This window comes from Micromonospora sp. NPDC047521, from assembly GCF_055587305.1.
In genome coordinates, this window is the sequence record NZ_JBVJGN010000002.1 from 744,594 (window position 1) to 771,299 (window position 26,706).

Below are 26,706 nucleotides of genomic sequence, written 5' to 3' on the forward strand. Positions count from 1 at the left end.
AACTCAAGGACCGGGTGATGACGGATTTGTTGACGATCGGCGAGTTGTCGGCCCGATCGGGCGTCGCGCCGTCCGCGCTGCGCTACTACGAGCGGCTCGGGCTGATCCGCGCCGACCGCACCGGCGGGAACCAGCGCCGGTACGCCCGCGCCGAGCTGCGGCGGGTCGCCTTCATCCGGATCTCGCAGCAGGTCGGCGTCTCGCTCGACGAGATCCGGGCCGCGCTGGAATCACTGCCCGGGGGCCGTACGCCCAGCCCACAGGACTGGGAACGGCTCTCGGCGAGCTGGCGGGGCCGGCTGGACGAGAGGATCCGGCTGCTCACCAAGCTCCGCGACGACCTGGACGGCTGCATCGGCTGCGGCTGCCTGTCCCTGCAACGCTGCACGCTCAACAACCCGGGGGACACCCTGGCCGGCGAGGGGCCGGGCGCGCGCCTCATGCTGCCCCGGCCGGCGTCACCCGACGGTGAGTAGCACCTTGCCCAGGTGATCGTTCGACTCGACAAGCCGGTGGGCCTGCGCCGCCTCGGCCATCGCCAGCCGCCGGTCCACCACCGGGCGGATCCTGCCGGCTTCGATCAACGGCCACACCTCGTCGCGTACGCCCCGGACGATCGCCGCCTTCTCGGCCAGCGGACGGGACCGCAACGCGGTCGCCGCGACGCACGCCCGCTTGGCCAGCAACGCGCTGAGATCCAGCTCGGCCTTGCGCCCACCCTGCATCCCGATCACCACGAGGCGGCCACCGGTGGCCAGCGCAGCGACGTTGCGGCCCAGGTAGGAGGCACCCATGATGTCGAGGATCACGTCCGCGCCGTGGCCGTCGGTGGCCTGCCGGACCTCCTCGACGAAGTCCTGCTTGCGGTAGTCGATAGTCACCGCCGCGCCCAGCTCGTGCAGCCGAGGATGCTTGGCCGCCCGCGCGGTCGCCAGGACCGTCGCGCCGAGCGCCGCCCCGAACTGGATCGCGAACGTGCCGATCCCGCTGCCCCCGCCGTGCACCAGCAGCCGTTCACCCGAGCTGAGCCGGCCCACGCCCACCACGTTCGACCAGACCGTGCAGGCCACCTCAGGCAGCGCCGCGGCGTCGGTCAGGTCGACGCCCGCAGGCACCGGCAGCAACTGCCCGGCCGGTACGGCCACCCTCTCGGCGTACCCGCCACCGGCCAGCAGCGCACACACCTCCTGCCCGACGGTCCACCCGGTCACTTCAGGCCCGACCGCGCTGATCACCCCGGAGCACTCCATCCCGGGATATTCCGACGCGCCGGGCGGTGGCGGGTAGTGACCCTGCCGTTGCAGCAGGTCCGCGCGGTTGACCCCGGCGGCCCGTACGTCCACCACCACCTCGCCGGGGCCGGGCTCAGGATCGGGCACCTCCGCCCAGACCAGCGCGTCGGGACCACCGGGCTGTGGAATCGTGATGGCTCGCATGGGCTCAGTCTTACCCGATGTGGCCCCCCACCGCAGGCGCACCCCATGGCCCACTGTGGACCTGCCGGAGCACCTGGTCGGCGCATCGGGGAGGGACGCCGGGCCGCCTGGAGCGAGCCGTGGCAGACTATGCGTGGTCGTACACCTACGGGTGGCGGCCCGGGAGGGTTCGCCTAGTGGCCGATGGCGCTGGTCTTGAAAACCGGTAAGGCAGCGATGTCTTCGTGGGTTCGAATCCCACACCCTCCGCACCTATGATCCGCGCATGATCACCGCAATCATCTTCGATGTCGGCGGGACGGTTCTGGACGAGTCCCGCGAGTTCCAGACCTGGGCGGACTGGCTCGGTGTCCCACGGCACACGTTCTCGGCGGTCTTCGGTGCCGTGATCGCCCGGGGCCTGGACTATCGGGAGACGTTCCGGACCTTCCGGCCCGACTTCGACCTCCCGGCGGAGCTTGAGCGCCGGGCGGCCGCCGGCAAGCCGGAGTTGTTCGGCGAGGAGGACCTCTACCCGGACGCGCGGGCGTGCCTGACGGCCCTGAAGGACCAGGGTCTGTTCGTCGGCCTGGCCGGCAACCAGCCGGCCCGTGCCGAGGGCATCCTGCGCGACCTCGACCTCTCCGTGGACATGATCGGGACGTCGGACGGCTGGGGCGTGGCGAAGCCGGCGCCTGCCTTCTTCGAGCGGGTCGTCCGTGAGGGCGGTGGCGACGCGTCGTCGATCCTGTACGTCGGCGACCGGCCCGACAACGACGCGCGCCCGGCCGTGGAGGCCGGCATGAAGGCGTGCCTGATCCGGCGTGGTCCGTGGGGCCACATCCTCGACATGCCGGACGTGTCGCAGCGGTGCCTGTTCCGCATCGGCTCGCTCGACGAGCTGCCGGGCCTGGTGGCGATGCACAACGCGGTCGGGGGTTAGCTCAGTCGGTCTCGTCCCGCCGGTTCTCGCGGATCGTCTTGTCGGCCAGGCGTTCGACCGCGCGCCGGCGTTCCTCGGCGAGCGCCTGCTCGTCGGGCTTTCGGAGCGCGCTGAAGACGGCGACCAGGAAATCCCGCCAGACTCGTGCCAAAGAATTCCCCCCGTGGAACGTTGCAGGGTGACAACGATAGCGCTCCCGCGTGACTCCGGACACCCGGAACTTTCGGTCTCTCATCTGTCGTGAAGCGGGTATGAAGGGGCTGGTATCTCCGCACACCGGAAGGAACGAGTACCGATGACTCTGGAACGACCGATCGCCCCGGACCCGTACGAGCTGCTGCCGACGGTGCCCTCGTTCACGCTGACCAGCGACGACGTGCAGAACGGCGAGCCGATGGATGCCCGGCACGCGCACGGCAGCACCGGTGGTGAGAACGTCTCCCCGCAGTTGACCTGGTCGGACTTCCCCGCCGAGACCAGGAGCTTCACTGTCACCTGCTACGACCCCGACGCGCCGACCGGCAGCGGCTTCTGGCACTGGGTGCTGGTGAACGTGCCGGTCGACGTCACCCAGCTGCCCAGCGGCGCGGGCGGCGCGGCCGGCACCGACCTCGGTGGGGCCTTCTCGGTCCGCAACGACTACGGCGAGCAGGGGTACGGCGGCGCGGCGCCACCGCCCGGTGACCGCCCGCACCGGTACGTCTTCGCGGTGCACGCCCTGGACGTGGACCGCCTGGACCTGACCCCCGACGCGAGCCCCGCCTACGTCGGCTTCAACCTGACCTTCCACACCCTGGCGAGAGCGGTCATCCGCCCGACGTACCAGATCAAGGAGTGACCCGTACCCCGCGATCTTGCACCCCCTTCGAGAAGGGCGAGTGCAAGATCGCGGGGTTGGGAGATCAGGCGGGGACTCGGGCCACGGCGAAGACGGACTGGCCGAACGGGGGGCGGACGACCTGCTCGGCTGCCTTGGTGGCGGGCAGGACGAGTGTGTCGTACACCTTGACCATCGGGCCCTCCTTCGGCATCAGCCGGAAGACCTTGGTCGCCATGAAGTAGCCGATCAAGCCCAGGGCGTTCGCGTAGTGGATCTTCTCCACCGTCAGGCCGGCCTCGGTCATCGCGGCCTGGAGGGTCTTCTTCGTGTACCTGCGGACGTGGCCGGTGGCGATGTCGGCAGGGCTCATCGCGAACTGGAACGCCGGCACGATGATGATCACGGCGCCGCCGGGGCGGACCAGGTCGCGCATGCTGCGCAGCGCGCCCACGTGGTCCTCGATGTGCTCCAGCACGTTGTACGAGACCGCGGCGCTGTAGGTGCCCCGGGCGTCGTGCGGCAGCAGCATCTGCCGGACGTCGATGCTCGGCTGGTCGGCGAGGCGCTCCTTGAGCTGCACCAGCCGGTCCGGGTCGGCCTCGGTGGCGGTGAACCGGGGCAGCCGCTGTGACCATTCCAGCGCGTAGTCACCGAGACCGCTGCCGATCTCGATCGGGTCGTCGCCGAGGTACGGAACCGCCAGTTCGACGAACCAGCGGCGGTGGTTGACAGCTGTCGCCAGGCCCTCCAGCACCTCGGACTGGACGCGCTGATCCCCAGTGATTTCTGCCATGCGTCGATTCCTCACGATATGAACTCGACCCGTGCCTGGACCGACAGAGTGAATCATCCACTGGGACGGCAGAAGAATCGGGGCATCGGGGTAGCCGAATTGTGGTCGGGGGGTGGGCACGTGATCGGCGGTCGGCGAACCCGGCACATAGTACGGCAGTACCCCGAAACATGTCACGGCAGAGCCATACGCTGGCTACCCTACGAATTGTCATGACTACTCCTGAACCGGACGCGCCCGGCAACGGCCCGGCCGTGCCCGGTGGGGAGTCGGCCGCGCCCGGCGACGGCGACACCTCGTTGCGCCGCAAGGGGAAGCGGACCGACGTGCTCGCGGTGCTGAGCTTCGTGGCGCTGGGCTTCTGGGTGACCGGGCGGCTCTGGTTGGACCCGGGCAGCGGGGTGCGGGACAACCGCTCCGACCAGTCGCAGTTCGAATGGATGATGGCGCACGGTGCGCGGGTCGTGACGCATTTCGCTTACCCGTTCCATTCGGACCGGATGAACGTGCCGGACGGCGTGAACCTGATGGCGAATACGTCCGTATTATCCATTTCATTGCCAATGACGCCTGTCACCCTGCTGCTCGGGCCGCGAGCGAGTTTCCTGGCCTTTCTCACAGTCGGAATGATTGCCACCGCCACCGCCTGGTACTTCCTGCTGTCCAGAGTCGTGATCGGCGCCCGAGGGCCGGCCTGGCTGGGTGCCGGCTTCTGCGCGTTCGCGCCGGCCATGGTGTCGCACGCCAATGGGCACCCGAACATCGTGTCGCAGTTCGTCGTCCCCTTGATCATTTGGCGCACGCTGCGTCTCGGCGAGCCGGGCCGCTGGCTCCGCAACGGCGTCCTGCTCGCGCTGGTGATCGTCTGGCAGGCGTTCATCAACCTGGAGATCCTGCTGATGACCGCGATCGGTATCGGCGTGGTGGTCGGCGTCCTCGCCCTCGGTCGACCGGCGCTGCGGTCCCGGGCCCGGCCGTTCCTCGCCGGGCTGGCCGTCGCCGCCGTGGTCGCGGGCGTGCTGCTGGCGTACCCGCTGTACGTGCAGTTCTTCGGCCCGGGCGCGTACTCCGGGTTGTCCCGCCTGATCCGCGGCTACTCCAGCGACCTCGCCTCGTTCGTCGCGTACTCCCGGGAGTCCCTCGCCGGCAGCCCGCGTACGGCGGCGGGCCTGGCCAAGAACCCCACCGAGGAGAACAGCTTCTTCGGCTGGGCGCTGGTGGCGCTGGTGATCGCCCTGGTCTGGTGGATGCGCCGCTCGATCGTGGTGCTCGCGCTGGGCGCGCTCGGGCTGCTCTTCACTGTGCTGTCCCTGGGCCGGGAGGTCCGCTTCGACGGTCGGGGCACCGGAGTGCCGGCTCCCTGGGCGGTGCTGGAGAACCTGCCGATCCTGCACTCGGTGGTGCCGACCCGGTGGGCGTTGGCGATCACGCCGATCGTCGGCGTGCTGCTCGCGTACGGCGCCGAGCGCGCCCGCGAACTGGCCCGCGCGCATCCGGCGGCCCGGCCGCAGATCCGCTTCGCCACCGCCACGGTGCTCACGATGGCGCTGCTGCCGATCCTGCCCACCCCGCTGCCAGTGGTGGACCTGGACCCGGTCCCGGGCTTCGTGACGAGTGGGGCGTGGCGGCCGTACGTGGCGGGTGGGCGCAGCGTGGTGACCCTGCCGCTGCCGGACACCAACTACGCGGAGCCGCTGCGCTGGTCAGCGGTGACCCGGCAGGACATGCCGTTGGCCCGTGGCTACTTCCTGGGCCCGGACACCCGACCGAACGCGGAGCCGCCGAAGGTCGCGCTGTTCGGTGCGCCGCCGCGCCCCACAAGCAGCTTCTTCGCCACCATCAGGCGCACCGGGGCGGTGCCACCGATCACCCCGCAGAGCAGGGTCAAGGCGGTCGACGACCTGCGCTACTGGCGGGCCGGGGTGGTCATCCTCGGGCCGCACGAACACGAGGAGGCGCTGCGTCGGGGGATGACCGAGCTGACCGGGATCCAGCCGGTCTTCACCGGCGGCGTGTGGGTGTGGGACGTGCGGTCGTTCACCGACTGACCGAGGGTCAGCCCTGGCGGACGCAGCAGCCCTGGCACACCTTCGGGCTGGGCAGCGTGAACGCGAGGCAGCAGGTGCGTCGCTGCACGCTCGGCTCGCCGGTCGGCCCCGGCACCAGCTCGACCAGGTCGGCCAGGTCCAGTGCGCCGAGCAGCGTGTCGATGCTCTGCACCGTCGAGCCGGGCAGCCCGTCCGCCGCGCGCAGGATGCCGTGCGCGATGCCGGAGGCCACCGATCCGAGAAGCGTCCGGGTGCCGATCCGGACCTCCGCCTGGATCGCCGTGATCAGCGGGGCCAGGTGGGCGTCGAGCAGGGAAGCCCGCAACACGGCCAGCAACTCGGCCTCGTCGGCGACGACGCGGACCTCGGGCAGGCCGGCGAGCGCCAGCGGGTCGCTCGGCAGCACCGCCACCGTGGTGCCGCGGCGCAGGCCCAGGGTGAGCAACGGCCTGTGGTCCTCGAAATGGATCAGCACGTCGGCCGGGTCGAGCAGGGGGACCCGGCGGGCCGAGGCCCAGCCGAGGACGACCGGGAGTGCCGTCCAGTAGCTGTACGACTTCCAGGCCAGCGCCGCACAGGCGTGCGGGGTGCCGCCCCAGCGGACGGCGGCGGCGCGCAGCAGCTCCGGCAGCCGGGTGCCGTCGATCAGGGTGGTGGCGGGCGCCCAGCCGAACTCGTCGTCGACCAGCAGGCCCCGGGCCAGCCCGGGCAGGTCGTCGGTACCGAACATCGAGCGCAGGGCCGCGGTGACGGGAGCGAGCGGCGTGGAGACCACGTCCCGCCTCGGCATCACCGCTGTCACCTGAGTCGTCCCCCGTCCGAGTGGCCGAGGGAGTGCCCCGGCGGACGACAACTGCCGTCCTGAGCTAAGGCTAGCCTAACCATGCCCGCCGGTCTAAGGGAAGCCTCACCTCGGTCGGATCGGGAGGCGCGGGCCACGTTCCTGACCTGCCGCCACCGCGTACTACCCCTCATCGGCCCCGAAAAACGCCAAGAGGATCGACGTACCTCGGTGGATTGTCAAGCAGTGTGTCGACAAAGTGCCAGTTGCGTGTGCGCTTCGCCACGGAACGTGAAACTGATACTCCCGGCCACGAGGAAGCCGATGACGATCTCACCCCTCGATCGGGCTGCCGACTCCTTTGCGGCCGAACTTGCCCGACAGCGGACCGGGCGAGGGCTGTCCAAGAAGCAACTGGCCATCCTGATGGGGTTCGACCCGTCGTACGTGAGCCACGTCGAAGGGCGCCGGCACCGCCCCACTGAGGACTTCGCCCGCCGCGCCGAGGCGGTCCTGGAGGCCGGCGGCGCGATCTGGCAGCGCTTCCGGGAGTACGACGACGTCAGGCACGCCCGTACCGGCCAACCGCCGCGCGAGTCGCACCTGCCCGGCCAGTGGCTGCCACCCGGCACCGGCCTCGTCGTGGAGCGGGAAACGGCCACCCTCACGCACACCGTCGACAGCTACCGGTGCGTCATCCGCCGCGAGCTGTACAACGCAGGCACCGAACCGGTCACCCGCTACCTCGTCCGGGTCGCCGTCGACCGGTACCCGAACGACCCCGGCCGCTCCAACCGGCACCACCGGGAACACCCCCTCACCTTCGCCGAGCTGCAACTACAGGCCCGGCGCGACGACGGTGGCGGTGACCCGGAACCGATGCACTGGCGGGCCAAACACGACAGGGACGCGTTCAAGGAGATCTGGCTGCTCTTCGAGAACGGTGACCGGCGCTTCCCGCTCTACCCGGGCGACCGGGCCACAATCGAGTACGCGTACAGCGTCGGGCAGGAGAAGTGGGGCCCCTGGTTCCAGCGGGCCGTCCGGCTGCCCACCCGGCACCTCGCCGTACGCCTGGACCTGCCGGCGGCGTTCGACCCGCAGGTCTGGGGCGTGGAGACCTCGCTCTCGGCGGAGGAGGGGCCACTGCGTACGGCGCCGCAGCGACACGACGAGGGCGACCGGGCGATCTTCGACTGGCAGACCGACGACCCTCCGCTGAACGCGCGCTACCGGATGCAGTGGCGTTTCCGCGCCCGCCCCGACGCCGACCCGGACGTCGACACCGCAGGCGTACGGGTCCGGCCCAGCGACCGGATGCGCGGCATCGGAATCGTCCAGCGCGGCGCCGACCTGCTGCGCCAGCGGGCCCGTCCGTTCGACCTGCCCGCCGAGGAGCAGGCCGCCCGGGAGGTCGTCGACCGGCTCACCGCCGTCCTGGTCCGACTCGACGAGCTGCACCCGTTCAGCAAGGGGGTGGGTGTCGCCGCCCCGCAGCTCGGCGTCGGCCGGGCGGTGTCCGTGGTGCGGCCCCCGGACCGGTCGGCCGAACCTGTCGTGCTGCTCAACCCCCGGGTCGTCGACGCCGACCCGGACACCGACGAGCAGTACGAGGGCTGCCTATCCTTCTTCGACCACAGGGGTCTGGTACCCCGCCCGCTGCGCCTGGACGTGGAGCACGCCCAGTGGGACGGCAGCCGGATCATCACCTCGTTCGAGTTCGGCATGGCCCGGCTCGTCGCGCACGAGATCGACCACCTGGAGGGCCGGCTCTACGTCGACCGGATGGCACCAGGCGTGCCGCTCGTGCCGGTCGAGGAATACCGGGAGACCGGGCGGCCCTGGCGGTACTGACAGACGAGGGGACCGGGGCGCGCGCCCCAGGGGGCAGGGGCACGCGCCCCGGTGTGGGGGGAGGAACGTTCAGAGGTCGCCGAAGGTGTCGTAGCGGATGTGCGGCGGCGGCACGTCGTCCGCGGCCAGCACCCGCAGCGCGGCGCGGACCATCCGGGCCGAGCCGGAGACATAGCAGTCGTGGGTGGTCCACGGGCCGTACCGGGCCACCACGTCCGGGATGTCACCCACCTCGCCGTCGAAGTCCGGGTCCTCGCTGCACGCCGCCGTCACCGACAACCACGGGTGTACGGCCACCAGCTCCTGCAACCCGGCCAGGCCGTACAGGTCCGCCGCCTGCCGGGCGCCGTAGAAGACGTGCACCCACCTGGTGCGGTTGTAGGTGGCCAACTCCTCCACCAACGCCTTGATCGGCGCGAGCCCCACCCCGCCGGCCACGCAGAGAATGTCCCGTTCCGACGACCGGTCCAGCGTCATCGACCCCATCGGCGCGGCGAGCCGCAGCAGATCACCCGGCTGTACCCGGCGGACCAACGCACCTGACACCCAGCCCGCGCCCGGCGTCCGCACGTGGAACTCCAGGACGTTGTCGTCGTTCGGGGCGTTCGCCACCGAGTACGTCCGCCACACCCGGGGGTGGTGCCGCGGCACCTCGACGCTTACGTACTGGCCGGCCTGCCAACGCAGCGGATGCTGCAACGCCCGGCAGGTCAGCACGGCCGTGTCCGGGCCGTACCGCTCGTGGGTCAGCACCTCGGCGTGCCAGAACGGCGGGTTGTCATCCGCCGCCGCACCGGCCATCATCTTCGCCGAGATCGCCGCGTACGCGTCCCGCCACGCCTGGTCGTACTCCAGGTTCCAGCCGTCGCCGGCGGTGCTGCGCAGCGCGTCAAGCAGCGCGACGCCCATCGTCGCGTAGTGCCTGTCGTCGACGTGGTACTTGCGGTGGTCACGGCCCAGTGCCCGGAGGAACTCGTCGAAGCTCTCCGGGTCGTCCACGGTGTGGATGGCCGTGATGATCGCTTCCAGCAGGCGGTCGCCCTGGCCGGACATCTGCACCGGAAAGAGCTGACGCAGGGCGGGGTCGAGCAGGAACAGGCGGGCGTAGAAGTGCCCGCTCAGCCGGTCCCGGTCCTCCTCGACCAGGGTCCAGCTCTCCTTCAGCAGCCGCGCGACGTCATCCACGGGGTGCTCCTTCTCCAGACGGCAGCGGATCGGGCGCCCATAGAATCTCCACGGAGAGTGCCGACCGGTCGCACAGAATGTGCGATCGGTTCACGCCGGCCGGTCGGCCCTGCCAGCGGGGCACCCCGTCGGGCAGAGTGGTGCGGTGACCGTTGAGCTGACCCGCCCGGTGTCCCGCCGGCTGCTGGGGACCGAGACGCTGCTGGTCCTCGGCCTGTCCCTCGGCCAGTCCGCGGTCTACGCGGTGGTGTCGATCATCGCGAAGCTGACCGCCGAGGGGCCGCTCTCCAGGCAGACCGCCTCGTTGAACACGTCGGCGTCGGCCCGCCCCTGGCTGGACCTGACGTACCAGCTCCTGGGCATCGTGTTCGCGCTACTGCCGGTGCTGCTCGCCGTACACCTGCTCAGCCGTGACCCCGGCGACCCGGCGCGGACCCTCGGCCTGGACGCCCGGCGGCCCGGCCAGGACCTGGCCCGCGGCGCCGGCCTCGCCGCGCTCATCGGCCTGCCCGGGTTGGCGCTGTTCTTCGTCGCCGCCCAGCTCGGCCTCAACGCGACGCTGGTGCCGGCCGCGCTGCCGCAGGTCTGGTGGGCGGTGCCCGTGCTGATCCTCGCCGCCGTGCAGAACGCCGTGCTGGAGGAGGTGATCGTGGTCGGCTACCTGGTCACCCGCCTGCGTCAGCTGCACTGGCGGCTGGTCACTATCGTCGCGGCCAGCGCGCTGCTCCGCGGCTCTTACCACCTGTACCAGGGCTTCGGCGCGTTCGTCGGCAACGCCGTGATGGGCGTGGTCTTCAGCCTCTTCTACCTGCGTACCCGGCGGGTGATGCCGCTGGTCATCGCCCACACCCTGCTCGACGTGGTGGCCTTCGTCGGCTACGCGCTGCTGCCCCGCGAGTGGTTCGACTGGCTCTGACGCGGCCGGTAGGTGGCCACCGCCCGGGCCGCCAGACGATCCGCCGCCGCCGCGTCGCCCAACGCCGCCGCGAGCACCGCCGCACCCGGCAGCAACCGGGCCGCCAGCCGCAACGCCACCCAGCCGCCAGCCTGCGCCGTGAGGGGCGCCGCCAGTCGCCACGCGGCCTCCGCCGCCCTCGGCCACACCCCCTCGACCGGGTCGTCGGCCGTGCGGGCGGCGGCCAGGGCGGCACGCGCGCTCTCCGGATCCGGGTGCACCTGGGTGAGCACCAGCAGGTCGGCGGCCCGGTCGGGATGCGCCGGGTCCCTGCCGTACGCCGCCGCCAGGTGCAGCACCAGGTTCGAGTGGGTCCAGAGCACCGAGGCCAGCTCGGCCAGCGGCGCGAAGAACCCGGCGAGCGCCGCCGCCGCCCCTCCCACGCCCGCCGACCGCACGAACCGCCGGCTCGCGAGCCGGGCCAGGCCATCCGCCGAGGCGTCCGGGTAGCGGGCACGCAGCCGCTCGGCCCAGTCGGCCGCGCCGGGGCCGAGCGACTCCACCGCCGACAACGCCAGCAACTCCGGAGCGAAGCCCGGGTGGTCGAGCACGCGCGCGGTCACCGCGCGCAGGTCAGATTCCGGGGTACGCGGCACAGGAGTCCCGCGGGTGGCTGGTGACGCCGATTCCGGACCGGGCTCCGGTGCGGGTTGTGGGGCCCGCGTCTCCGGCGTGGTGGCTACGGATGCGATGGCTCCGGGTGCCGTGGCTTTGCGCGTGGTTGCTTTGCGCGGGGTGGCGGCTTTGCGCGGGGTGGCCTCGGGAGGGGTGGCCTCGGGCGTGGTGGCTTTGCGCGGGGTTGCGGCGCGCTTGCGCGGGCTCTGGACCGGCTCCGGTGTGAGCGGCGTCGCATCCGTGGGCGGCGGCTGTGGTGTCGGTGCCGTGGTGGCCGCCGCCTCCGTGGTGGCTTTCCGGGCCCGGGGAGCCCGTGCCTTCGCTGGGCGGGCCGCCGGTTCCGCCCCCGCGCCGGTGGGTGCCGCGCCCTCCGCGTCCGGGTCGGCTGGTGTGCTGCCCGGCTGCCGGGGCAGGACACGGTCCGGCTCCGGTGGCTGGAACAGCACGGCGGGTGCCGCCTTGGCCCGGCGCGGACGCGGGCTCGCCGGAACCGCCGGCGGGGACGCCTCGTCGGCGGGCGGCTCGGCCGCCGTCGGCGGCGTGAACGTGGCCCGTGCCGAGCGCCGCCGCGCCCGGTCAGCAGGCTCTCGACGGGTCGGCTCGCTGGGCGGCTGCTCCTGCATATCGATGGAGCCTAGTCCCGATCACGTCACCGCACAGCCGCGAAACCCAGCGGCGTGCCACCCCGGTCGGCGTACCCCGGAAGTCGTTTTGCCCCCGGTGGGTGACGACCTGTATCCTCGGGCGCGGTGGTCTGCGGGCCACCAGGGAGACTTCGCCTAGTCTGGTCTATGGCGCCGCACTGCTAATGCGGTTGGGGTCTTAAAGCCCCTCCCGGGTTCGAATCCCGGAGTCTCCGCGCGAAAGCCGGGTGTGTACACTGGCTGAGCACGAGCGCCCGTAGCTCAATGGATAGAGCATCTGACTACGGATCAGAAGGTTAGGGGTTCGAGTCCCTTCGGGCGCACAAGTTCAAACGGGCTTGACCAGGTGAAACGCCCCTATCGTCATCGACAACGATCGACGAGAGGGGCGTTTTCTCGTGCGCCCAGGGGCGCAAAGGAGACGTGAATGGCGCGTAGATATCACGAAGAGTAGCCGAGCGTGATCATCTGGTGAGTGATGGGATTCCGTCGTGTGTCTCGACCCGCTTGGCTGATCCCAGGCGCTGCCTCGTAACGACGGAATCCTGATGCCGTGGCTCGCTTCTCCTGTCGCCGACACGCGGAGTCTTCCCCCCAACGTCCGATCCTGTCCTGCGGGGAGGCGGGACTAACCTAGGTCGACTTGGCAGTACGACGGGGTGGGGGCCGAAGCTACGTGATCACCGGTGAGCTGAAGAGCAAGATCGACCGCGTCTGGGATGCCTTCTGGTCGGGTGGCATCTCGAACCCGCTGGAGGTGATCGAACAGATCACCTACCTGCTTTTCATCAAGCGGCTGGACGATCTTCACACCCTTGAGGAGAACAAGGCGAACCGGCTGGGCAAGCCGATGGAGCGCCGGATCTTCCCGGAGGGCTGCGACGACCAGTGGCGCAAGTACGACGACCTGCGCTGGTCGCATTTCAAGAGCGCCGCGCCGGCCGAGATGTTCGAGGTCGTCGGCCAGCGGGTCTTCCCGTTCCTGCGGACGCTCGGCGGCGGCGATGGGTCGACCTACTCGGACCACATGAAGGACGCCCGGTTTACCATCCCCAATCCGGCGCTGCTGTCCCGGGTGGTCGACATGCTCGCCGGCATCCCGATGGAGGACCGGGACACCAAGGGCGACCTGTACGAGTACATGCTCAGCAAGATCGCTACCGCAGGCCACAATGGCCAGTTCCGCACACCTCGGCACATCATTCAGCTGATGGTCGCGATGATGGCTCCGACGCCGTCCGACGAGATCTGCGACCCGGCCTGCGGCACCGCGGGCTTCCTGGTGGAGGCCGGGGAGTACCTCCGCCACACTCACCCCAACGCGCTCTTCGATGCCGTGCAGCGCAAGCACTTCCACGAGAGCATGTTCCACGGCTTCGACTTCGACAGCACGATGCTGCGCATCGGCAGCATGAATATGCTTCTACATGGTGTCGAAAACCCCGACATCCGCTACCGAGACTCGCTGGCCGACAACGTCAGCAACGAGTCGGAGAAGTACTCGCTGATCCTGGCAAATCCGCCGTTCGCTGGCAGCCTCGACTACGAGAGCACGTCCAAGGACCTCCAGCGGATCGTCAAGACGAAGAAGACCGAGCTGCTCTTCCTCGCGCTGTTCCTCCGGCTTCTCAAGCCCGGCGGGCGCGCGGCGGTCATCGTGCCGGACGGTGTGCTCTTCGGGCCGAGCAAGGCACACAAGGAGCTACGTCGCACGCTGATCGAGGACCAGAAGCTCGATGGCGTAGTGAAGCTCCCCAGCGGCGTCTTCAAGCCTTACGCCGGCGTCTCCACAGCGATCCTGCTCTTCACGAAGACCAATAGCGGTGGCACGGACAAAGTCTGGTTCTACGAGGTCACCGCCGACGGGTTCAGCTTGGACGACAAGCGGGCACCCCTGCTGCCTATCGAGAAGCTTGGGCCGGTGCCGGATGTGGCGCTGGCCGAGGACGAGCACCCGAAGAACAACCTGCCGGACGCGCTGGCGCGCTGGCTCCGCCGCGACGGCGACGAGGTGCAGCGGGCGCGGACCGAGCAGAGCTTTTGCGTGGCCAAGGCCGACATCGTCGAACAGGGCTACGATCTCAGTCTTAACCGCTACAAGGAGGTCGTGCACGAGGAGTTCGAGCGCCGCTCGCCGCTCGACATCCTGGCCGACCTCGACCGCTTGGAGTCCGAGATTCAGCAGAGCATGTCCGACCTGAAGGTCCTGATCGGATGAGCCGCTTTGACATGGTGCCGCTCAGGAACGTGGTAGCGGCTTCGGGATATCGCGCCCGCGGCCTGGGTGACCTGCCGGTGTACTCCGTAACCAAGCACCAAGGGTTTGTTCCAAGTCTGGAATACTTCAAGAAGCAAGTTTACAGCCGTGATCTTTCCGGCTATACCGTCGTCGAGCCGGGCGAATTCGCATACGCGACCATTCACTTGGACGAGGGGTCGATCGGAATCGCCAACACCCGGTGCCTCATCAGTCCCATGTACACGGTGTTCAGATTGGCGAGCACAGAAGTTCACGCGTCCTACCTGCTGCGATATCTAAAGAGTCAGCGGGCCCTCGCTGAGTATCCGCGGCTCGGCAAGGGAAGCGTTCACAGGCGAAAGTCAATTTCGCTGAACGCGCTCGGCGATTTGCACGTACCTCTTCCATCCATCTCCGAACAGCGGAGGATTGCGGAGGTGCTGGATCGAGCCGACGAGCTGCGCGCCAAGCGGCGTGAAGCCCTGGCGCACCTCGATGCCCTCACCCAGTCCATCTTTCTCGACGTGTTCGGCGATCCGGTGTCGAATCCGAAAAAATGGCCGGTCAAGAAGTTGATGGATCTGGGCACCTTGGAGCGGGGGGTATCAACGCATCGTCCGAGAAACGAGCCTGCCCTCCTCGGTGGGCCATATCCATTGATTCAAACCGGGGACGTTGCAAACTCGGGCGGCTATATCCGTCGATACAGCAGCACCTATTCCGAGCTTGGCCTGAGGCAAAGCAGGATGTGGCCGAGCGGAACTTTATGCATAACAATTGCTGCCAACATCGCCAAGACGGGGATACTCACGTTCGACGCGTGTTTCCCAGACAGCGTAGTGGGTTTTACCGCGTCGCCCGCGACCACTCTTTACGTCCAATCCTGGCTGTCGTTTTTGCAGCAGTCGCTTGAGCGGACGGCTCCCGAGTCCGCCCAAAAAAATATCAATTTGGCCATCCTGCGAAACTTGCAAACGATCTGCCCACCTACCGACCTGATCGAGACCTTCGCCAAGAACGTAGCGGCGATCGAGAGGTTAAGAGCGCTGCAACGGGCGAGCCTGGACGAGTTGGACGCGCTGTGTGCGTCGTTGCAGGATCGGGCCTTCCGGGGATTGCTCTGACGTGGGACGATTGAGAGCTGTCGACTGTGGGGAGTTGGCGCTCGATGAGCAACTTTGCGTTCCTGCGGGCTGAGTGGCCCGTGCTGTTTGGCGAGGCCCTGCGGGCCGAGCGGCTGGCGGTCGCCGATCCGCGGGCCTCGTGCTTCTATGCCCGGCGCACGCTGGAACTCACCCTTACCTGGCTCTTCGAGGCCGACGGCACGCTCACCAAGCCGTACAAGGACGACCTGTCGGCGATGATCCACGAGCCGTCGCTGCGGAACCTGCTGGGCAACAGCCTGCAGGCGAAGATGAACATCATCCGCAAGCAGGGCAACACGGCCGTCCACAAGAGCACGCCGGTGACGCCGCAGGAGGCGGTGCCGGTCGTCCGCGAGCTGTTCCACGTCATGTACTGGATCGCACGCCACTACATCCGCGACCAGGCGAAGGTCCCGGCCAGCGCGCTGGCCTTCAACCCGGACTTGATCCCCCGGCCGATCCCGTCCCAGGTTCGGCAGCAGACCCATGCCGAGCTGAAGGCGCTGGCTGACAAGCTCGCTGCCCAGGACACGGCGCTGGCCACCGAGCGGGAGAAGTCCGCCACCCTCGACGCTGAGTTGGCGAAGCTCCGCGCCGAGATCGCCGCCGCGAAGGCCGCCAACGAGGCCCGCCCCGACGACCACGACTACGACGAGGCGCAGACCCGCGATCTCTACCTCGACCTCATGCTGCGGGAGGCCGGCTGGCGGCTCGACCGCCCGGAGGACCGCGAGTTCGAGGTCACCGGCATGCCCAACACCACGGGTACCGGGTACGTCGACTACGTCCTGTGGGGTGACGACGGCAAGCCGCTCGCGGTGGTCGAGGCCAAGCGCACCCGCCGCGACGCCACCGTCGGTCAGCAGCAGGCCAAGCTGTACGCCGACTGCCTGGAGCAGCGGTACGGCCAGCGCCCGGTCATCTTCTACACCAACGGCTACGAGACCTGGCTCTGGGACGACACCGCCTACCCCTCGCGCCCGGTGCAGGGCTTCTACACGAAGGACGAGTTGCACCTGCTGGTCCAGCGCCGCGACACTCGCAAGCCGCTCGCGGACGTGCCGGTCAACCAGGAAATCGTCGAGCGGTACTACCAGCACCGGGCGATCCGGGCCATCGGCGAGGCGTTCGAGACGCAGCGGCAGCGGCAGGCGCTCGTCGTGATGGCCACCGGCGCCGGCAAAACCCGCACCGTGATCGCTCTGGTCGACGTGCTGATGCGGGCCAACTGGGTCAAGCGGGTTCTCTTCCTCGCCGACCGTAATGCGCTGGTCAACCAGGCGGTCAACGCGTTCAAGGCGCACCTGCCCGACGCGGCGACAGTCAACCTGGTGACCGAGAAGAACACCGACGGCCGGGTGTACGTCTCGACGTACCCGACCATGATGGGCCTGATCAACGAGACGGCGAGCGGCGAGCGGCGCTTCGGGCCCGGCTACTTCGACCTGGTCATCATCGACGAGGCGCACCGCTCGGTCTACCAGAAGTACCGGGCGATCTTTTCCTGGTTCGACAGCCTCCTGGTTGGGCTCACTGCCACTCCGCGCAACGAGATCGACCGCAACACCTACAGCCTGTTCAACCTTGAAGACGGTGTACCTACCGACCACTACGACCTCGACGACGCGGTCAACGAGGGCTTCCTTGTGCCGCCGCGAGCGGTCTCCGTACCGCTGAAGTTTCAGCGCGACGGCATCCGCTACGACGACCTCACCGAGGAGGAGAAGGACGCCTGGGACTCGCTCGACTGGGGTGAGGATGGCCCGCCGGACAGCATCGACCCGGATGCGGTCAACAAGTGGCTGTTCAACTCCGACACCGTGGACAAGGTGCTGGAGACGTTGATGAGCCACGGCCACCACGTCGCAGGCGGTGACCGAATCGGTAAGACCATCATCTTCGCCAAGAACAACGCGCACGCCGACTTCATCCAGGAGCGGTTCGACCTCGCGTACCCGATGCACCGGGGCCACCTGGCGCGGGTCATCACCCACAAGACTGAGTACGCCCAGAGCCTGATCGATGACTTCTCGCAGATGGAGAAGGACCCACACATCGCGATCTCGGTGGACATGCTCGACACCGGCATCGACGTACCCGAGGTCGTCAACCTGGTCTTCTTCAAGATCGTACGGTCGAAGTCGAAGTTCTGGCAGATGATCGGCCGTGGCACCCGGCTCTGCAAGGACCTCTACGGTCCCGGCCAGGACAAGCAGAACTTCTATATCTTCGACTTCTGCCAGAACTTCGAGTTCTTCAACCACAACCCGAAGGCGGTCGAGGGCAAGCTGGGTGAGTCGCTGACCGAGCGGCTGTTCAAGGCCCAGCTCGAACTGATCTACCGCCTCGACCTGCGTCTTCCCACCGACGCTGGCGTTGAGGCGGGGGCCGACGGGACGCAGAGCGAGGCGGCGCTGCGCTGGGACCTCGCCCGCGGCCTGCATCGCCGAGTGGAGAACATCCACCTCGACAACTTCGTCGTACGCCCCAAGCGGCGCCTGGTGGAGTACTACGTCGACTTCGAGCACTGGCACCGGCTCACCCCCGAGGCGGTGGACGAGATCGGCGGCAACCTCGCCGTCCTACCCACAGCGGTGAAGGACGAGGACGAAGCGGCCAAGCGGTTCGACCTGGTGGCTCTGCGACTTCAACTCGGCCAGCTCGACGTGGAACCCGCCTACGATCGGCTGCGCCGGCAGGTGCAGGACATTGCATCGACCCTGCTGGAGCAGACCAGCATTCCGGCGATCCGCGAGCAGCAGCAACTCCTCGACGAGGTGGCCGGCGACGAGTGGTGGTCAGACGTCACCCTGCCGATGCTGGAGCTGATGCGCCGCCGTCTCCGTGGGCTGGTCAAGCTGATCGAGAGGTCCAAGCGGGCGATCGTCTACACCGACTTCATCGACGAGCTGGGCGAGATCGCCGTCGTCACGCTCAACGACATCAAGATCGGCACGGACTTCGAGCGGTTCCGCGCCAAAGCCCGGGTGTACCTGCGCGCCCACGAGGACCACCTGGCGTTGCAGAAGCTACGCCGCAACAAGCAGCTCTCCCCGACGGACCTTGACGAGCTGGAAAGGATGCTCGCGGCTAGCGGCGGCGGCACCGAGGACATCGACCAGGCCCGCCGCTCGGCCCACGGGCTCGGACTGTTCATCCGCTCCCTAGTCGGACTCGACCGGGAAGCCGCCGCCGAGGCATTCGGCGATTTCCTGAGCAGCCGGACGCTCAGCGCGAATCAGATCAACTTCGTGAACCTGATCATCGCTCACCTGACCCAGAACGGGGTCATGGAGCCCGAGCGACTTTACGACTCGCCGTTCAGCGACATCGCCCCGCACGGGCCGGACTCGATCTTCCCGTCAGCTGACGTGGACCGCCTGATCACGATCCTTAACCGTGTCCGAGACACCGCTGCCCCGGGAGGCGAGGTGGCTTGAACCAGTCGGAGAGCCGTTGGGGCTCCGTGCGCCCATGGGCGCACGGCTGGGGTGGGAAGCCGCCTCTGGCGTCACTTTCCGTCAACATTGCTACATATCAAACCCGGGCAAATCCGCATAGCCCCAGGTCACGGGCACCCTCTGCCGTCGACTACGGATCAGAAGGTTAGGGGTTCGAGTCCCTTCGGGCGCACAGTAATCAAGGCCGCGACCTACGGAAACGTAGGTCGCGGCCTTGATCTTTCCCATGTCCGGCTCTGATTCCCAGCCGATCCAGGGCCGCCGTCATCTGGGCCGTGGACCCGTGACGAGCGGACGTGACCCGACGCCCCAACCGGCGGGCGGTGACCAAGTCATGACGCTTGAGTAGTGTTACGCGCCATGTCTCATGCCAAAGTGATGTCTGCCGTTCTTGTCGGTGTTCTAGCGATGGGGAGCACGGCGTGCGGGGGTGGCGACACAGGGTCGGGCGATGCCGTCTGGCAGGCCCCTTCGGCTGCGCCGACGCCTGCGGTGTCGCAGGAGGGTAAGAAGGCAGGCACGGCAGCCGGCACCGACAAGGAACTCTGTGAGGCGGTGGATCGGGCTGACACCGTCTTGACCGGGCAGATGGTCCAAGCCATGCAGGGCGGCGGTGAGGGTCCGTCCGCCTCCGATATTCAGCAGGGCCTCAAAGAGTTCGCCGAGGCATTGCGCTCGGCGTCCGACGGTAGTGACTCGGAGGTGGCCAAGGCGATGCAGAAGGTGGCCGCCGATTCCCAGAAGATCGCGCAATCGGCTGACCCGGCCGTAGAGGCGGCTAGTCCGGCTTTCGAGGAGGCCAACACCGTCCTGGAGAAGGCTTGCCAAGCGGCGGGAGTGAAGATCAAACTTTAAGCCCCTGCCTGTTCTGAGGAGGCAGCGCGGCTGCATTTATGCGAGGAGTCGCGTGGCGTGAACCATGAGGTCGACCACCGACCTCAGTGGGCCTACCGCAATCGGGTGGGTGCGGTTTTCCGCACCCACCCGCGCGCTCCACCGGACCCGGCGGTCCGCCCACATCGCGCCAGGGCGGAGGCGCTGAGCCGTACGCCGTCAGCCGTTGAAGTCGGACACCGTCCTGGCCCTGTCGAACCTGCGCCCCGCCAGATCCTCGTTGTCCAGAATCCAGCCCACCATCGTGCCGTCGCCGCCGAAGCCCTCGCCCCCGAGGTCCGCGTCCACGAACAGGTAGCCCAGGAGCGTCTCCTCCTCGGGTGACTTCAGGCCGTGCTCACCTCCACCTGTGGCGCGATCGGTGTAGCCGCCGATGGTGCCCAGGGTGTCGTTGTCACCCGTCAGGTACCACTTGATGGAGCTGAAGACCTCCTCGTCGTACCGACTCTCGCCGATGTCGATCGCGCTGTCCTCGCGTTTGAACGGGAGGTCCCATCCCCGTAAGCCGTACAGCGGGAACCTCTCGCACTCCTGGTGGTACGAGTCCTCCTCAAGCTCCCGTTCGGTGACGGGCGTGCCCGCCGGCACGTAGATGACTTCCGCCTCGGGCATGATGTCCGGCTCGGCGAAGAACAGCAGGTGCCCGTCGGACGGCAGGTTGATGTCGTGCGATCCGGCCGGGATCGCGGAGAGGTCGAGCTTGGCGAGGTACGTCATGCCCGCCGGCCAGTCCACCCCTTCGGGCAGGGCGGGCTTACCGCCGAAGTAGCCGACCACCGGACCCTCGCACCGGGTGTGCAACTCCAGGACAGGGCGGGCGAGCTGGAGCCACCAATCGATGGCGTCCTCCGGCACGTCACGTTTGCGGGCGGCCTCACGAAACTCATCACGAAGATCCACAGTGGGCATTGTGCACGGGAGGACCGACAGGATCCGCAGCGGACGAGACGGTCGCACAAGTCATCCATCGCGACCGTCACCCGACGGGTTCCATCGACCGTGCCGTCGGCGTTGTCTACCGTGGTGCTCGAATCGTCGTCGAAGGCGGCGGGTGGCGGACCCTCGCGGTCGAGCGCGCTGGCCGCCGGCCGTTACGCGCCGGACAGTCCACTGATGAACCGTCAGTGGCCAGGGGAGGGTACGTATGCAGTTCTCGTTGATGGGGATGGCTGTCGCGGCGGGCGACCCGGCCGCGAGCGCGGCGTGGTTCGCCGAGCATTTCGGGTTCAAGGTCGGAATCGACCTGGGCTGGTACGTGAACACGCAGCACCCCGACCACCCGAACGTCAGCCTGGACTTCGTGCAGCGCGACCACGAATCGTGGCCGGCGGCGACCCGGGGCAGGGCGGTGGCCGGCACGCTGCTGGCGTTCCTGGCCGTCGACGTCGACGCCGAGTTCGAACGCCTGCGCTCTGCCGGGTTGGAGGTGGTCCTGCCGCTCGTGACCGAGCCGTGGGGGCAGCGCCGATTCCAGGTCGCCGGCACCGACGGGCTGCTGGTGGAGGTCCTGCAGATGGTGGCACCGGACCCGCAGTGGCTCGCCGACAACGGGCTGGCCGGCTGAGTGATCCATGACCGACAGGCCCGCCGACAAGATCGACTTCAAGAGGACGCTTGACGCCTACCGGGCGCGGCGGGGCCGGTTCCGCATGGTCGACGTCCCCGACATGCGGTACCTCATGGTCGACGGCCATGGTGACCCGAACACCTCGCGGGCCTTCACCGAGGCGATCGAGGCGCTCTACCCGGCGGCGTACCGGCTGAAGTTCGCCAGCAAGCGCGACCTCGGACGCGACTACGTCGTCCCGCCCCTGGAGGGTCTGTGGTGGGCCGAGGACATGGCGTCCTTCACCACGGAACGGCACAAGGCGCGGTGGCACTGGACGTTGATGCTCATGGTCCCGGACTGGATCGACAGGTCGATGGTCGCCGCCGCCATCGACCAGGCCGGCGCCAAGGGCCGACCTGCGCGTATCGACGACGTCCGTCTCGGAGCGCTGTCCGAGGGACGGTGCGTGCAGACGCTGCACGTCGGTTCCTTCGACGACGAGGCCGACGTGCTCGCAGAACTGCATCACCAGTACATCCCGGCCAACCAGCTCCGCATGGTCGGAAAACACCACGAGATCTACCTCAGCGACTTCCGCAGGGTCGCACCGGACAGGCAGCGCACCATCCTCCGGCAGCCGGTCACCACCGCCGCCCCGCACGACGCTTCAGGTAGCTAGCGCGTGCGCGGCGGCGGTGGTGGTGTCCGTTCGGTCCCGCGCCCTACCGGCGGCTCCACTGCTGGTTCGTCTGACCGGTGCAGGTCCAGAGGACGAGTTTCGTGCCGTTGCCGGTGCCCTGGTTGACGGGGTCCAGGCAGAGGCCGGACTGCACTCCGGTGATGGTGCCGTTCGCGTTGACGTTCCACTGCTGGTTCGTCCCGCCGTGGCAGTCGTAGATGGTGACCTGGGTACCCGGCGAGGTGCCGTAGCCGGCGGCGTCGAGGCACTTGTTGCCGTACACGGTGAGTGTCTTAGCGGACGTGTAGGTCCACTGCTGGTTCGTGCCGCCGTGGCAGTCCCACAGCTGGACCTGGGTGCCGTTTGTGGTGGAGTAGCCGGGGACGTCGACGCACCTGCCGGAGAGCGCACCCACGAGAGCGGTGGTCTGTCCGCCGCCGCTGGCGGGATTGCCGATGCTGCCGGGCACCGACTGCAGGGCGCTGTACCAGCGGGCGGCCATCTTGTCGTAGCCGGTGGCGGTGGGGTGGACGCCGTCGATCAGGTCGGCGGTGGTGAGAGCGCTGTGCATGTCGACCAGGTGCACCCGCTTGCCGGCGTTCACCTTGCTCTGCACGATGCCGGGGATCGCCGCGTTGAAGGTGCGGACGGCGTTCTCCTGGTTGCTGTTGGCGAGCGGGATGAGCTGCGCCACGAACACCTCGGCGGTGGGCGCGGTGGTGGTGATGCGGTCGATAAGCGTGGACAGCCGGTTCGGTGCGCTGCTCACGTTGTAGTTCTGCAGGATGTCGTTGGTGCCGATGTGCAGCAGGACGGTCTGCGGACGCTGGGTGTTCAGCCAGCCCACGATGTTCGCGTCGATCTGGTCGATGCGCCAGCCGGGATGCCCCTGGTGGTCGTGGTCGCCCAGGCTCGCCGGCCCGTTGAACTGCGATCCGACGAAGTCCACTGTGTACCGCCCGGCGGCGAGGCGCTGCCAGAGCCCGATGCGGTATCCGCCGGGCACCTGCGTGCCCTCGGTGATGGAGTCACCGAGCGGCATCACGCGTACCCCGCCGTTGGACTCCGCGCTGGCCGGGCCGGTAGGTGTCACCACACCTGCGACCACGACACCGAGCGCGGCGAGTGTCGCGAGCCATCGTGCCCTCGTTCGCATGCTTTCTCCCCTGGGTTGGTCGAGCTGGCCGAGGGCAAGGGCCGTTGTGTAGGCCGCCGGGCATCGCCCGGCACGCGCCGATCTACAGGTACGGCGCGGCGGTACTGCCTCAGCACTGGGACGAGTGTGAGCGCTAACACAGATGAGTGTAGATTCCTTGGGCTGATCTGGTCTACCTCGACCCGCCCCTGATGCTGGTGGCGCGGTGATCGATCTGCCGATCGTGACGGGCGGTGGTCCTCGTCACTGACTTTCGACGCCGTCGCGGTGGCGCCGCTCAGGTCGTACGGGACAGCATTGGTCCGCCGTACCTCGCAGCTCGAACAGAGAAGGCCGAGCGCTTCATGACAGCAGAGAGACACCGCGCTCCGTTCGTCGTCGAACTGCGCGACGTCACCTTCCGGCGGAATGGCAGGCAGATCCTGCACGGCATCGACATGGCCGTGCGCGAGGGCGAGCACTGGGCGCTGCTCGGCCCGAACGGAGCGGGCAAGAGCACCCTGCTGGATTTCTGCGGCGCGGTCGCGCATCCGAGTTCCGGCACTGTCCGGGTGCTCGGTCAGCAACTCGGCCGCGTCGACATGCAACTGCTGCGCCTGTCGATCGGTCACGTGAACCCGCGCCACCCGCTACGGTCGCCGCTGACCATCCGCGAGGTCGTTCTGACCGGGCTCGTCGGATCGGTCGACGTTCCACCGCGTTGGCGGCCCACCTCTGACGACCTCGACCGGGCCGACTCGCTGCTCGACACCCTCGGCCTGGCCGGACTGGGCGCGGAACGCTGGCCCACCCTCTCGCAGGGCGAACGTGGCCGCGCTCTGATCGCCCGGGCGACCATCAGCCGACCACGGCTGCTGCTGTTGGACGAGCCCTCGACCGGTCTCGACGTCGCGGCCCGGGAACAGTTGCTGGAGACCGTCGACCTTCTCCGCGAGACCCACCCCCACCTCGCGTCGATCATGGTCACCCACCATCTCGAGGAACTACCGACAACCACCAGCCACGCGATGCTGATCAAGGACGGCAGAGTCGTCGCGGCAGGCCCCGCCGAGGCGACCGTGACTACCGAGAACGTGTCCGCCGCATTCGCGCATCCGATAAGCGTGCGGTACGAGGACGGGCGTTGGGCCGCCCGCGCGCTGTCTGCCCGCGAATTGTCGAACTCCGCCGGTTGATCGATTCCTGGCATCCGCATCAGATGAACGATCGATCAGATTCGGCGGCTCATTGATCGTTGTGCGATCCCGGTCCGTAAAGGCTCACGTGGGCGCGGGTGCGCCTGCCTGAATCGGAGGAATCGCATGCTCAGCACGTCTCGCTCCCGGGTTCGGGCGCTCGCGGCAATCGGCATGGCCGGCGTCGTGGCCGCGATCGGCGCCGCAACCCACCAGGCGTCCGCCGCCGAGGTGGCCGCGCCGGCCGCCGTGGGCGCCGACGCCCGCCGGGTGGACATCCCGCGCATCGCCCCGGCGATCAAGCCGCCGGCGGGTTCGCGCCCCGTCGGCGCGTACGTCGTCACCCGCGGAACGCAGACCTACACGTGCGTCGGTGGGGTGTTCACAGGTGCGTCAGTGCCGGAGGCCCAGTTGGTCGGCACGGGCGGCCGGGTCCACCACTTCAAGGGCCCGAGCTGGCAGTCGCAGCGCGACAATTCGTCGATCACGGCGAAGAAGACCGCGGAGAGCCCGCGTACGGGAACGATCCCCGAGCTGCTGCTGACCGTGGACAGCCACAGCGGCACCGGCATGCTCGGCAACGTCGCGTACATCAGTCGTCTGCTGACCTCGGGAGGTGTCGCCCCGGCCGGCGCCTGCACCGACGGCGAGACGACGGCCGTGCCGTACGGCGCGGTGTACGTCTTCTGGGCCGCGAAGCGGTAACCGCCCCGCACCGTCGCGCCGCTGCCCGGCACGGCAAGTGCCGGGCAGCAGCGGTGCCTCAGGCGGCGGCGAACCTGTCGAACTTCTCCCAGGTGCTGATGGTCGGCGCGCTGGCGATCAGTGGCAGGGCGCCCTTGTTGGCGGCGGTGACGTACTTGCCGTTGATGTTGGCGCGCAGGCTGACACTGCCATCCGCGTTGTTGATGAGGGTGAACTTCTCCCAGGTGCCGATCGCCGGCCCGTTGGCGATCAGCGGGAGGGTGCCCCTGCCGTCCGCCGAGACGTACTTGCCGTTGATGTTGGCGCGGAGGCTGACACTGCCGTCGGCGTTGTTGATGAGGGTGAACTTCTCCCAGGTGCCGATCGTCGGCCCGTTGGCGATCAGCGGGAGGGTGCCCCTGCCGTCCGCGGAGACGTACTTGCCGTTGGTCCACGAGCGGAGGGCGAGCGGCGGCGCGGCGATCGGGGCGCCGGTGAGTCGGGTCAGGTCCTCGTACGTCCCGTTGAACACGTTCTGGCTGTAGTCGCCGGGGTTGCTCGGGTTACCGGCGGCGTACTGCCAGATGGTCTCCGTCGTCCAGCCGGACGGCAGGGGCGGGCGGGTGGTCGTGTAGCCGGCGATGTCCAGCGGGTTGGCGCCGAAGGACGCGTCGTTGCCGGTGCACGGGTTCCAGTAGTTCGTGTTGGTGTAGATCATCACGGGCCGGCCGATGCGCGCCTTGACCTGGTCGGTGAAGGACCGGATCCAGCCCGACATCTCGGTCGGGGTGAGGCCGTAGCAGGTCGGCGCCCCATCCCAGTAGGGCCACTCGATGTCCACCATGGGCACGAGCGTCTGGCTGTCCGCGGCGAACTGCGCGTTGTCGATGAAGTAGTTCGCCTCGGTGATCGGGTCTCGCTTGTCCGGCCTGGCGAAGTGGTAGGCGCCGACGAGGAGGCCTGCCGCCTTGGCAGCCGCGTAGTCCTCGGCGAAGTACGGGTTGAGGTACGTCCGTCCCTCGGTCGCCTTGACGTACGCGAATTTCGCGCCGTCGGCCGCCACCTGCGACCAGTTGATCGGGCCGAGGTTGTGGTCGTGGCTGGAGACGTCGATGCCACGGACCGTGTAGCCGACCGGGATGGTGGCGTACGGGGAGGCGGCCGTGGCGCGGGCGCCGGGGGCGACGCCGGCGTTGGCCCGGCCGCCGCCGTCGGGAGTCGGGTCCGCGGCATGTGCAGGCTGCGGCACGCCGAGCGCCGTACTGAGTGCGAGCCCGGCGGAGGCCAGCGCACAGAGCAATCTTCTTGGCATGGTGAGGTGGGTACTCCTTGCTCGGAAGGTCGAGGTGACCGCCGGCGTAGCGGTGAGAGCCGCGACGCCTGTGCCCGGCACCGGTGCGGCGAGGCGGGACGGCTCCGTCGAAGCGGGCTCGCGGAGTATCCCCTGTCGATGGAAAGCCGCGCCACCCCGTCCGACGGGAGCGACGGGCGTCGAGAAGTTCTGAGCACCTGCCGTTCCACGTCGAGCCTCGCCATGGTGGGTCGGGATCGACTGTCGGCGGGCCGGGACGCGAGCGGCGGGCACGGCCCGGAGGCCGTGCCCGCCCGTGTGTCGTGTGGTCAGCGTTGCAGGGTCAGGAGGCCGGGTCGGTAGGGCAGGAGGCCGTAGTC

At 68.7% G+C, this 26,706-nt stretch carries 23 protein-coding genes and 3 tRNA genes; 17 read left to right on the plus strand and 9 right to left on the minus strand.

Going from position 1 to position 26,706, the window contains the following annotated elements:
* Nucleotides 1-17: 17 nt before the first annotated feature.
* Nucleotides 18-476: a redox-sensitive transcriptional activator SoxR gene (gene soxR / locus ACZ6N8_RS07425; RefSeq protein WP_466008247.1), complete on the plus strand. Its 459-nt coding sequence runs from the start codon at nt 18-20 to the stop codon at nt 474-476.
* On the opposite strand, the gene ACZ6N8_RS07430 is transcribed toward soxR, so the two are convergent.
* The gene (locus ACZ6N8_RS07430) at nt 459-1,436 is read right to left on the minus strand and encodes an NAD(P)H-quinone oxidoreductase (RefSeq protein WP_466008249.1); all 978 of its coding nucleotides are present in this window, start codon (nt 1,434-1,436) and stop codon (nt 459-461) included. The genes soxR and ACZ6N8_RS07430 overlap by 18 nt on opposite strands.
* Nucleotides 1,437-1,598: 162 nt before the next feature.
* Between ACZ6N8_RS07430 and ACZ6N8_RS07435 the strand changes: the two genes are divergently transcribed.
* A tRNA-Ser gene (locus tag ACZ6N8_RS07435) sits at nt 1,599-1,685 on the plus strand.
* A gap of 16 nt (nt 1,686-1,701) precedes the next feature.
* The gene (locus ACZ6N8_RS07440) at nt 1,702-2,358 is read left to right on the plus strand and encodes an HAD family hydrolase (protein ID WP_466008251.1); all 657 of its coding nucleotides are present in this window, start codon (nt 1,702-1,704) and stop codon (nt 2,356-2,358) included.
* Nucleotide 2,359: 1 nt separating this feature from the next.
* On the opposite strand, the gene ACZ6N8_RS07445 is transcribed toward ACZ6N8_RS07440, so the two are convergent.
* Entirely contained in the window at nt 2,360-2,509 is a 150-nt protein-coding gene (locus ACZ6N8_RS07445) for a hypothetical protein (protein ID WP_364370504.1), read from the minus strand.
* Nucleotides 2,510-2,653: 144 nt separating this feature from the next.
* Between ACZ6N8_RS07445 and ACZ6N8_RS07450 the strand changes: the two genes are divergently transcribed.
* Nucleotides 2,654-3,196, plus strand: coding sequence for a YbhB/YbcL family Raf kinase inhibitor-like protein (locus ACZ6N8_RS07450; protein ID WP_357987758.1), 543 nt, complete (start codon nt 2,654-2,656; stop codon nt 3,194-3,196).
* A gap of 64 nt (nt 3,197-3,260) precedes the next feature.
* Here ACZ6N8_RS07450 and ACZ6N8_RS07455 read toward each other — a convergent pair whose 3' ends face one another.
* Entirely contained in the window at nt 3,261-3,971 is a 711-nt protein-coding gene (locus ACZ6N8_RS07455) for a class I SAM-dependent methyltransferase (RefSeq protein ID WP_466008253.1), read from the minus strand.
* 212 nt (nt 3,972-4,183) lie between these two features.
* Between ACZ6N8_RS07455 and ACZ6N8_RS07460 the strand changes: the two genes are divergently transcribed.
* Entirely contained in the window at nt 4,184-6,019 is a 1,836-nt protein-coding gene (locus tag ACZ6N8_RS07460; protein WP_466008254.1) for a DUF6311 domain-containing protein, read from the plus strand.
* Between the two features lie 7 nt (nt 6,020-6,026).
* Here ACZ6N8_RS07460 and ACZ6N8_RS07465 read toward each other — a convergent pair whose 3' ends face one another.
* A complete protein-coding gene (locus ACZ6N8_RS07465) occupies nt 6,027-6,809 on the minus strand; it encodes an IucA/IucC family C-terminal-domain containing protein (protein WP_364370515.1) in 783 nt (260 codons plus the stop codon).
* Between the two features lie 315 nt (nt 6,810-7,124).
* Here ACZ6N8_RS07465 and ACZ6N8_RS07470 point away from each other — a divergent pair, with 315 nt between their 5' ends.
* Nucleotides 7,125-8,654, plus strand: a complete 1,530-nt coding sequence (locus tag ACZ6N8_RS07470; protein ID WP_466008256.1) for a peptide deformylase — start codon at nt 7,125-7,127, stop codon at nt 8,652-8,654.
* Between the two features lie 69 nt (nt 8,655-8,723).
* Here ACZ6N8_RS07470 and ACZ6N8_RS07475 read toward each other — a convergent pair whose 3' ends face one another.
* Nucleotides 8,724-9,839, minus strand: a complete 1,116-nt coding sequence (locus ACZ6N8_RS07475) for a globin domain-containing protein (RefSeq protein ID WP_466008258.1) — start codon at nt 9,837-9,839, stop codon at nt 8,724-8,726.
* Between the two features lie 145 nt (nt 9,840-9,984).
* Between ACZ6N8_RS07475 and ACZ6N8_RS07480 the strand changes: the two genes are divergently transcribed.
* Nucleotides 9,985-10,755, plus strand: a complete 771-nt coding sequence (locus tag ACZ6N8_RS07480) for a CPBP family intramembrane glutamic endopeptidase (RefSeq protein ID WP_357987744.1) — start codon at nt 9,985-9,987, stop codon at nt 10,753-10,755.
* Here ACZ6N8_RS07480 and ACZ6N8_RS07485 read toward each other — a convergent pair.
* On the minus strand, nt 10,716-11,357 hold the full coding sequence (locus ACZ6N8_RS07485; RefSeq protein ID WP_466008260.1) for a hypothetical protein: 642 nt from the start codon (nt 11,355-11,357) through the stop codon (nt 10,716-10,718). The genes ACZ6N8_RS07480 and ACZ6N8_RS07485 overlap by 40 nt on opposite strands.
* A gap of 820 nt (nt 11,358-12,177) precedes the next feature.
* On the opposite strand from ACZ6N8_RS07485, the gene ACZ6N8_RS07490 reads away from it, so the two are divergent.
* The 6 genes from ACZ6N8_RS07490 to ACZ6N8_RS07515 all read left to right on the plus strand — a co-directional run bounded on the left by ACZ6N8_RS07490 (nt 12,178) and on the right by ACZ6N8_RS07515 (nt 19,753).
* A tRNA-Ser gene (locus tag ACZ6N8_RS07490) sits at nt 12,178-12,268 on the plus strand.
* 35 nt (nt 12,269-12,303) lie between these two features.
* Nucleotides 12,304-12,376: transfer RNA gene (locus tag ACZ6N8_RS07495), tRNA-Arg, on the plus strand.
* A gap of 353 nt (nt 12,377-12,729) precedes the next feature.
* Nucleotides 12,730-14,271, plus strand: coding sequence for a type I restriction-modification system subunit M (locus tag ACZ6N8_RS07500; RefSeq protein ID WP_466008262.1), 1,542 nt, complete (start codon nt 12,730-12,732; stop codon nt 14,269-14,271).
* Nucleotides 14,268-15,416: a restriction endonuclease subunit S gene (locus tag ACZ6N8_RS07505; protein WP_466008264.1), complete on the plus strand. Its 1,149-nt coding sequence runs from the start codon at nt 14,268-14,270 to the stop codon at nt 15,414-15,416. Before ACZ6N8_RS07500 ends, ACZ6N8_RS07505 begins: the two co-directional genes overlap by 4 nt.
* 44 nt (nt 15,417-15,460) lie before the next feature.
* Nucleotides 15,461-18,877: a DEAD/DEAH box helicase family protein gene (locus ACZ6N8_RS07510; protein ID WP_466008266.1), complete on the plus strand. Its 3,417-nt coding sequence runs from the start codon at nt 15,461-15,463 to the stop codon at nt 18,875-18,877.
* 381 nt (nt 18,878-19,258) lie between these two features.
* Nucleotides 19,259-19,753, plus strand: coding sequence for a hypothetical protein (locus ACZ6N8_RS07515; RefSeq protein ID WP_466008268.1), 495 nt, complete (start codon nt 19,259-19,261; stop codon nt 19,751-19,753).
* Between the two features lie 198 nt (nt 19,754-19,951).
* Here ACZ6N8_RS07515 and ACZ6N8_RS07520 read toward each other — a convergent pair whose 3' ends face one another.
* Entirely contained in the window at nt 19,952-20,692 is a 741-nt protein-coding gene (locus ACZ6N8_RS07520; RefSeq protein ID WP_466008269.1) for a DUF1963 domain-containing protein, read from the minus strand.
* Between the two features lie 244 nt (nt 20,693-20,936).
* On the opposite strand from ACZ6N8_RS07520, the gene ACZ6N8_RS07525 reads away from it, so the two are divergent.
* Nucleotides 20,937-21,356, plus strand: coding sequence for a VOC family protein (locus ACZ6N8_RS07525; RefSeq protein WP_466008271.1), 420 nt, complete (start codon nt 20,937-20,939; stop codon nt 21,354-21,356).
* Nucleotides 21,357-21,363: 7 nt separating this feature from the next.
* Entirely contained in the window at nt 21,364-22,020 is a 657-nt protein-coding gene (locus ACZ6N8_RS07530; RefSeq protein ID WP_466008273.1) for a GyrI-like domain-containing protein, read from the plus strand.
* A 43-nt stretch (nt 22,021-22,063) separates the two neighbouring features.
* Here ACZ6N8_RS07530 and ACZ6N8_RS07535 read toward each other — a convergent pair whose 3' ends face one another.
* Complete coding sequence (locus tag ACZ6N8_RS07535; RefSeq protein WP_466008274.1) at nt 22,064-23,176, minus strand: ricin-type beta-trefoil lectin domain protein; 1,113 nt, start codon at nt 23,174-23,176, stop codon at nt 22,064-22,066.
* 344 nt (nt 23,177-23,520) lie between these two features.
* On the opposite strand from ACZ6N8_RS07535, the gene ACZ6N8_RS07540 reads away from it, so the two are divergent.
* Together ACZ6N8_RS07540 and ACZ6N8_RS07545 are read left to right on the plus strand one after the other, a co-directional pair.
* Entirely contained in the window at nt 23,521-24,351 is an 831-nt protein-coding gene (locus ACZ6N8_RS07540) for an ABC transporter ATP-binding protein (protein ID WP_466008276.1), read from the plus strand.
* 126 nt (nt 24,352-24,477) lie between these two features.
* Nucleotides 24,478-25,056: a DUF3455 domain-containing protein gene (locus ACZ6N8_RS07545; protein WP_466008278.1), complete on the plus strand. Its 579-nt coding sequence runs from the start codon at nt 24,478-24,480 to the stop codon at nt 25,054-25,056.
* 58 nt (nt 25,057-25,114) lie between these two features.
* Here the strand turns inward: ACZ6N8_RS07545 and ACZ6N8_RS07550 are convergent, their stop codons facing one another.
* Nucleotides 25,115-26,347 carry a GH25 family lysozyme gene (locus ACZ6N8_RS07550; RefSeq protein ID WP_466008280.1) on the minus strand — a complete coding sequence of 411 codons (1,233 nt, stop codon included), beginning with the start codon at nt 26,345-26,347 and terminating at the stop codon, nt 25,115-25,117.
* Nucleotides 26,348-26,706: the final 359 nt, after the last annotated feature.

Coding starts and splice junctions, on each gene's coding strand:
- soxR (WP_466008247.1), top strand. CDS start 18: ATGACGGATTTGTTGACGATCGGCGAGTTGTCGGCCCGATCGGGCGTC.
- ACZ6N8_RS07430 (WP_466008249.1), bottom strand. CDS start 1,436: ATGCGAGCCATCACGATTCCACAGCCCGGTGGTCCCGACGCGCTGGTC.
- ACZ6N8_RS07440 (WP_466008251.1), top strand. CDS start 1,702: ATGATCACCGCAATCATCTTCGATGTCGGCGGGACGGTTCTGGACGAG.
- ACZ6N8_RS07450 (WP_357987758.1), top strand. CDS start 2,654: ATGACTCTGGAACGACCGATCGCCCCGGACCCGTACGAGCTGCTGCCG.
- ACZ6N8_RS07455 (WP_466008253.1), bottom strand. CDS start 3,971: ATGGCAGAAATCACTGGGGATCAGCGCGTCCAGTCCGAGGTGCTGGAG.
- ACZ6N8_RS07460 (WP_466008254.1), top strand. CDS start 4,184: ATGACTACTCCTGAACCGGACGCGCCCGGCAACGGCCCGGCCGTGCCC.
- ACZ6N8_RS07465 (WP_364370515.1), bottom strand. CDS start 6,809: ATGCCGAGGCGGGACGTGGTCTCCACGCCGCTCGCTCCCGTCACCGCG.
- ACZ6N8_RS07470 (WP_466008256.1), top strand. CDS start 7,125: ATGACGATCTCACCCCTCGATCGGGCTGCCGACTCCTTTGCGGCCGAA.
- ACZ6N8_RS07505 (WP_466008264.1), top strand. CDS start 14,268: ATGAGCCGCTTTGACATGGTGCCGCTCAGGAACGTGGTAGCGGCTTCG.
- ACZ6N8_RS07510 (WP_466008266.1), top strand. CDS start 15,461: ATGAGCAACTTTGCGTTCCTGCGGGCTGAGTGGCCCGTGCTGTTTGGC.
- ACZ6N8_RS07515 (WP_466008268.1), top strand. CDS start 19,259: ATGTCTCATGCCAAAGTGATGTCTGCCGTTCTTGTCGGTGTTCTAGCG.
- ACZ6N8_RS07525 (WP_466008271.1), top strand. CDS start 20,937: ATGCAGTTCTCGTTGATGGGGATGGCTGTCGCGGCGGGCGACCCGGCC.
- ACZ6N8_RS07530 (WP_466008273.1), top strand. CDS start 21,364: ATGACCGACAGGCCCGCCGACAAGATCGACTTCAAGAGGACGCTTGAC.
- ACZ6N8_RS07535 (WP_466008274.1), bottom strand. CDS start 23,176: ATGCGAACGAGGGCACGATGGCTCGCGACACTCGCCGCGCTCGGTGTC.
- ACZ6N8_RS07540 (WP_466008276.1), top strand. CDS start 23,521: ATGACAGCAGAGAGACACCGCGCTCCGTTCGTCGTCGAACTGCGCGAC.
- ACZ6N8_RS07545 (WP_466008278.1), top strand. CDS start 24,478: ATGCTCAGCACGTCTCGCTCCCGGGTTCGGGCGCTCGCGGCAATCGGC.
- ACZ6N8_RS07550 (WP_466008280.1), bottom strand. CDS start 26,347: ATGCCAAGAAGATTGCTCTGTGCGCTGGCCTCCGCCGGGCTCGCACTC.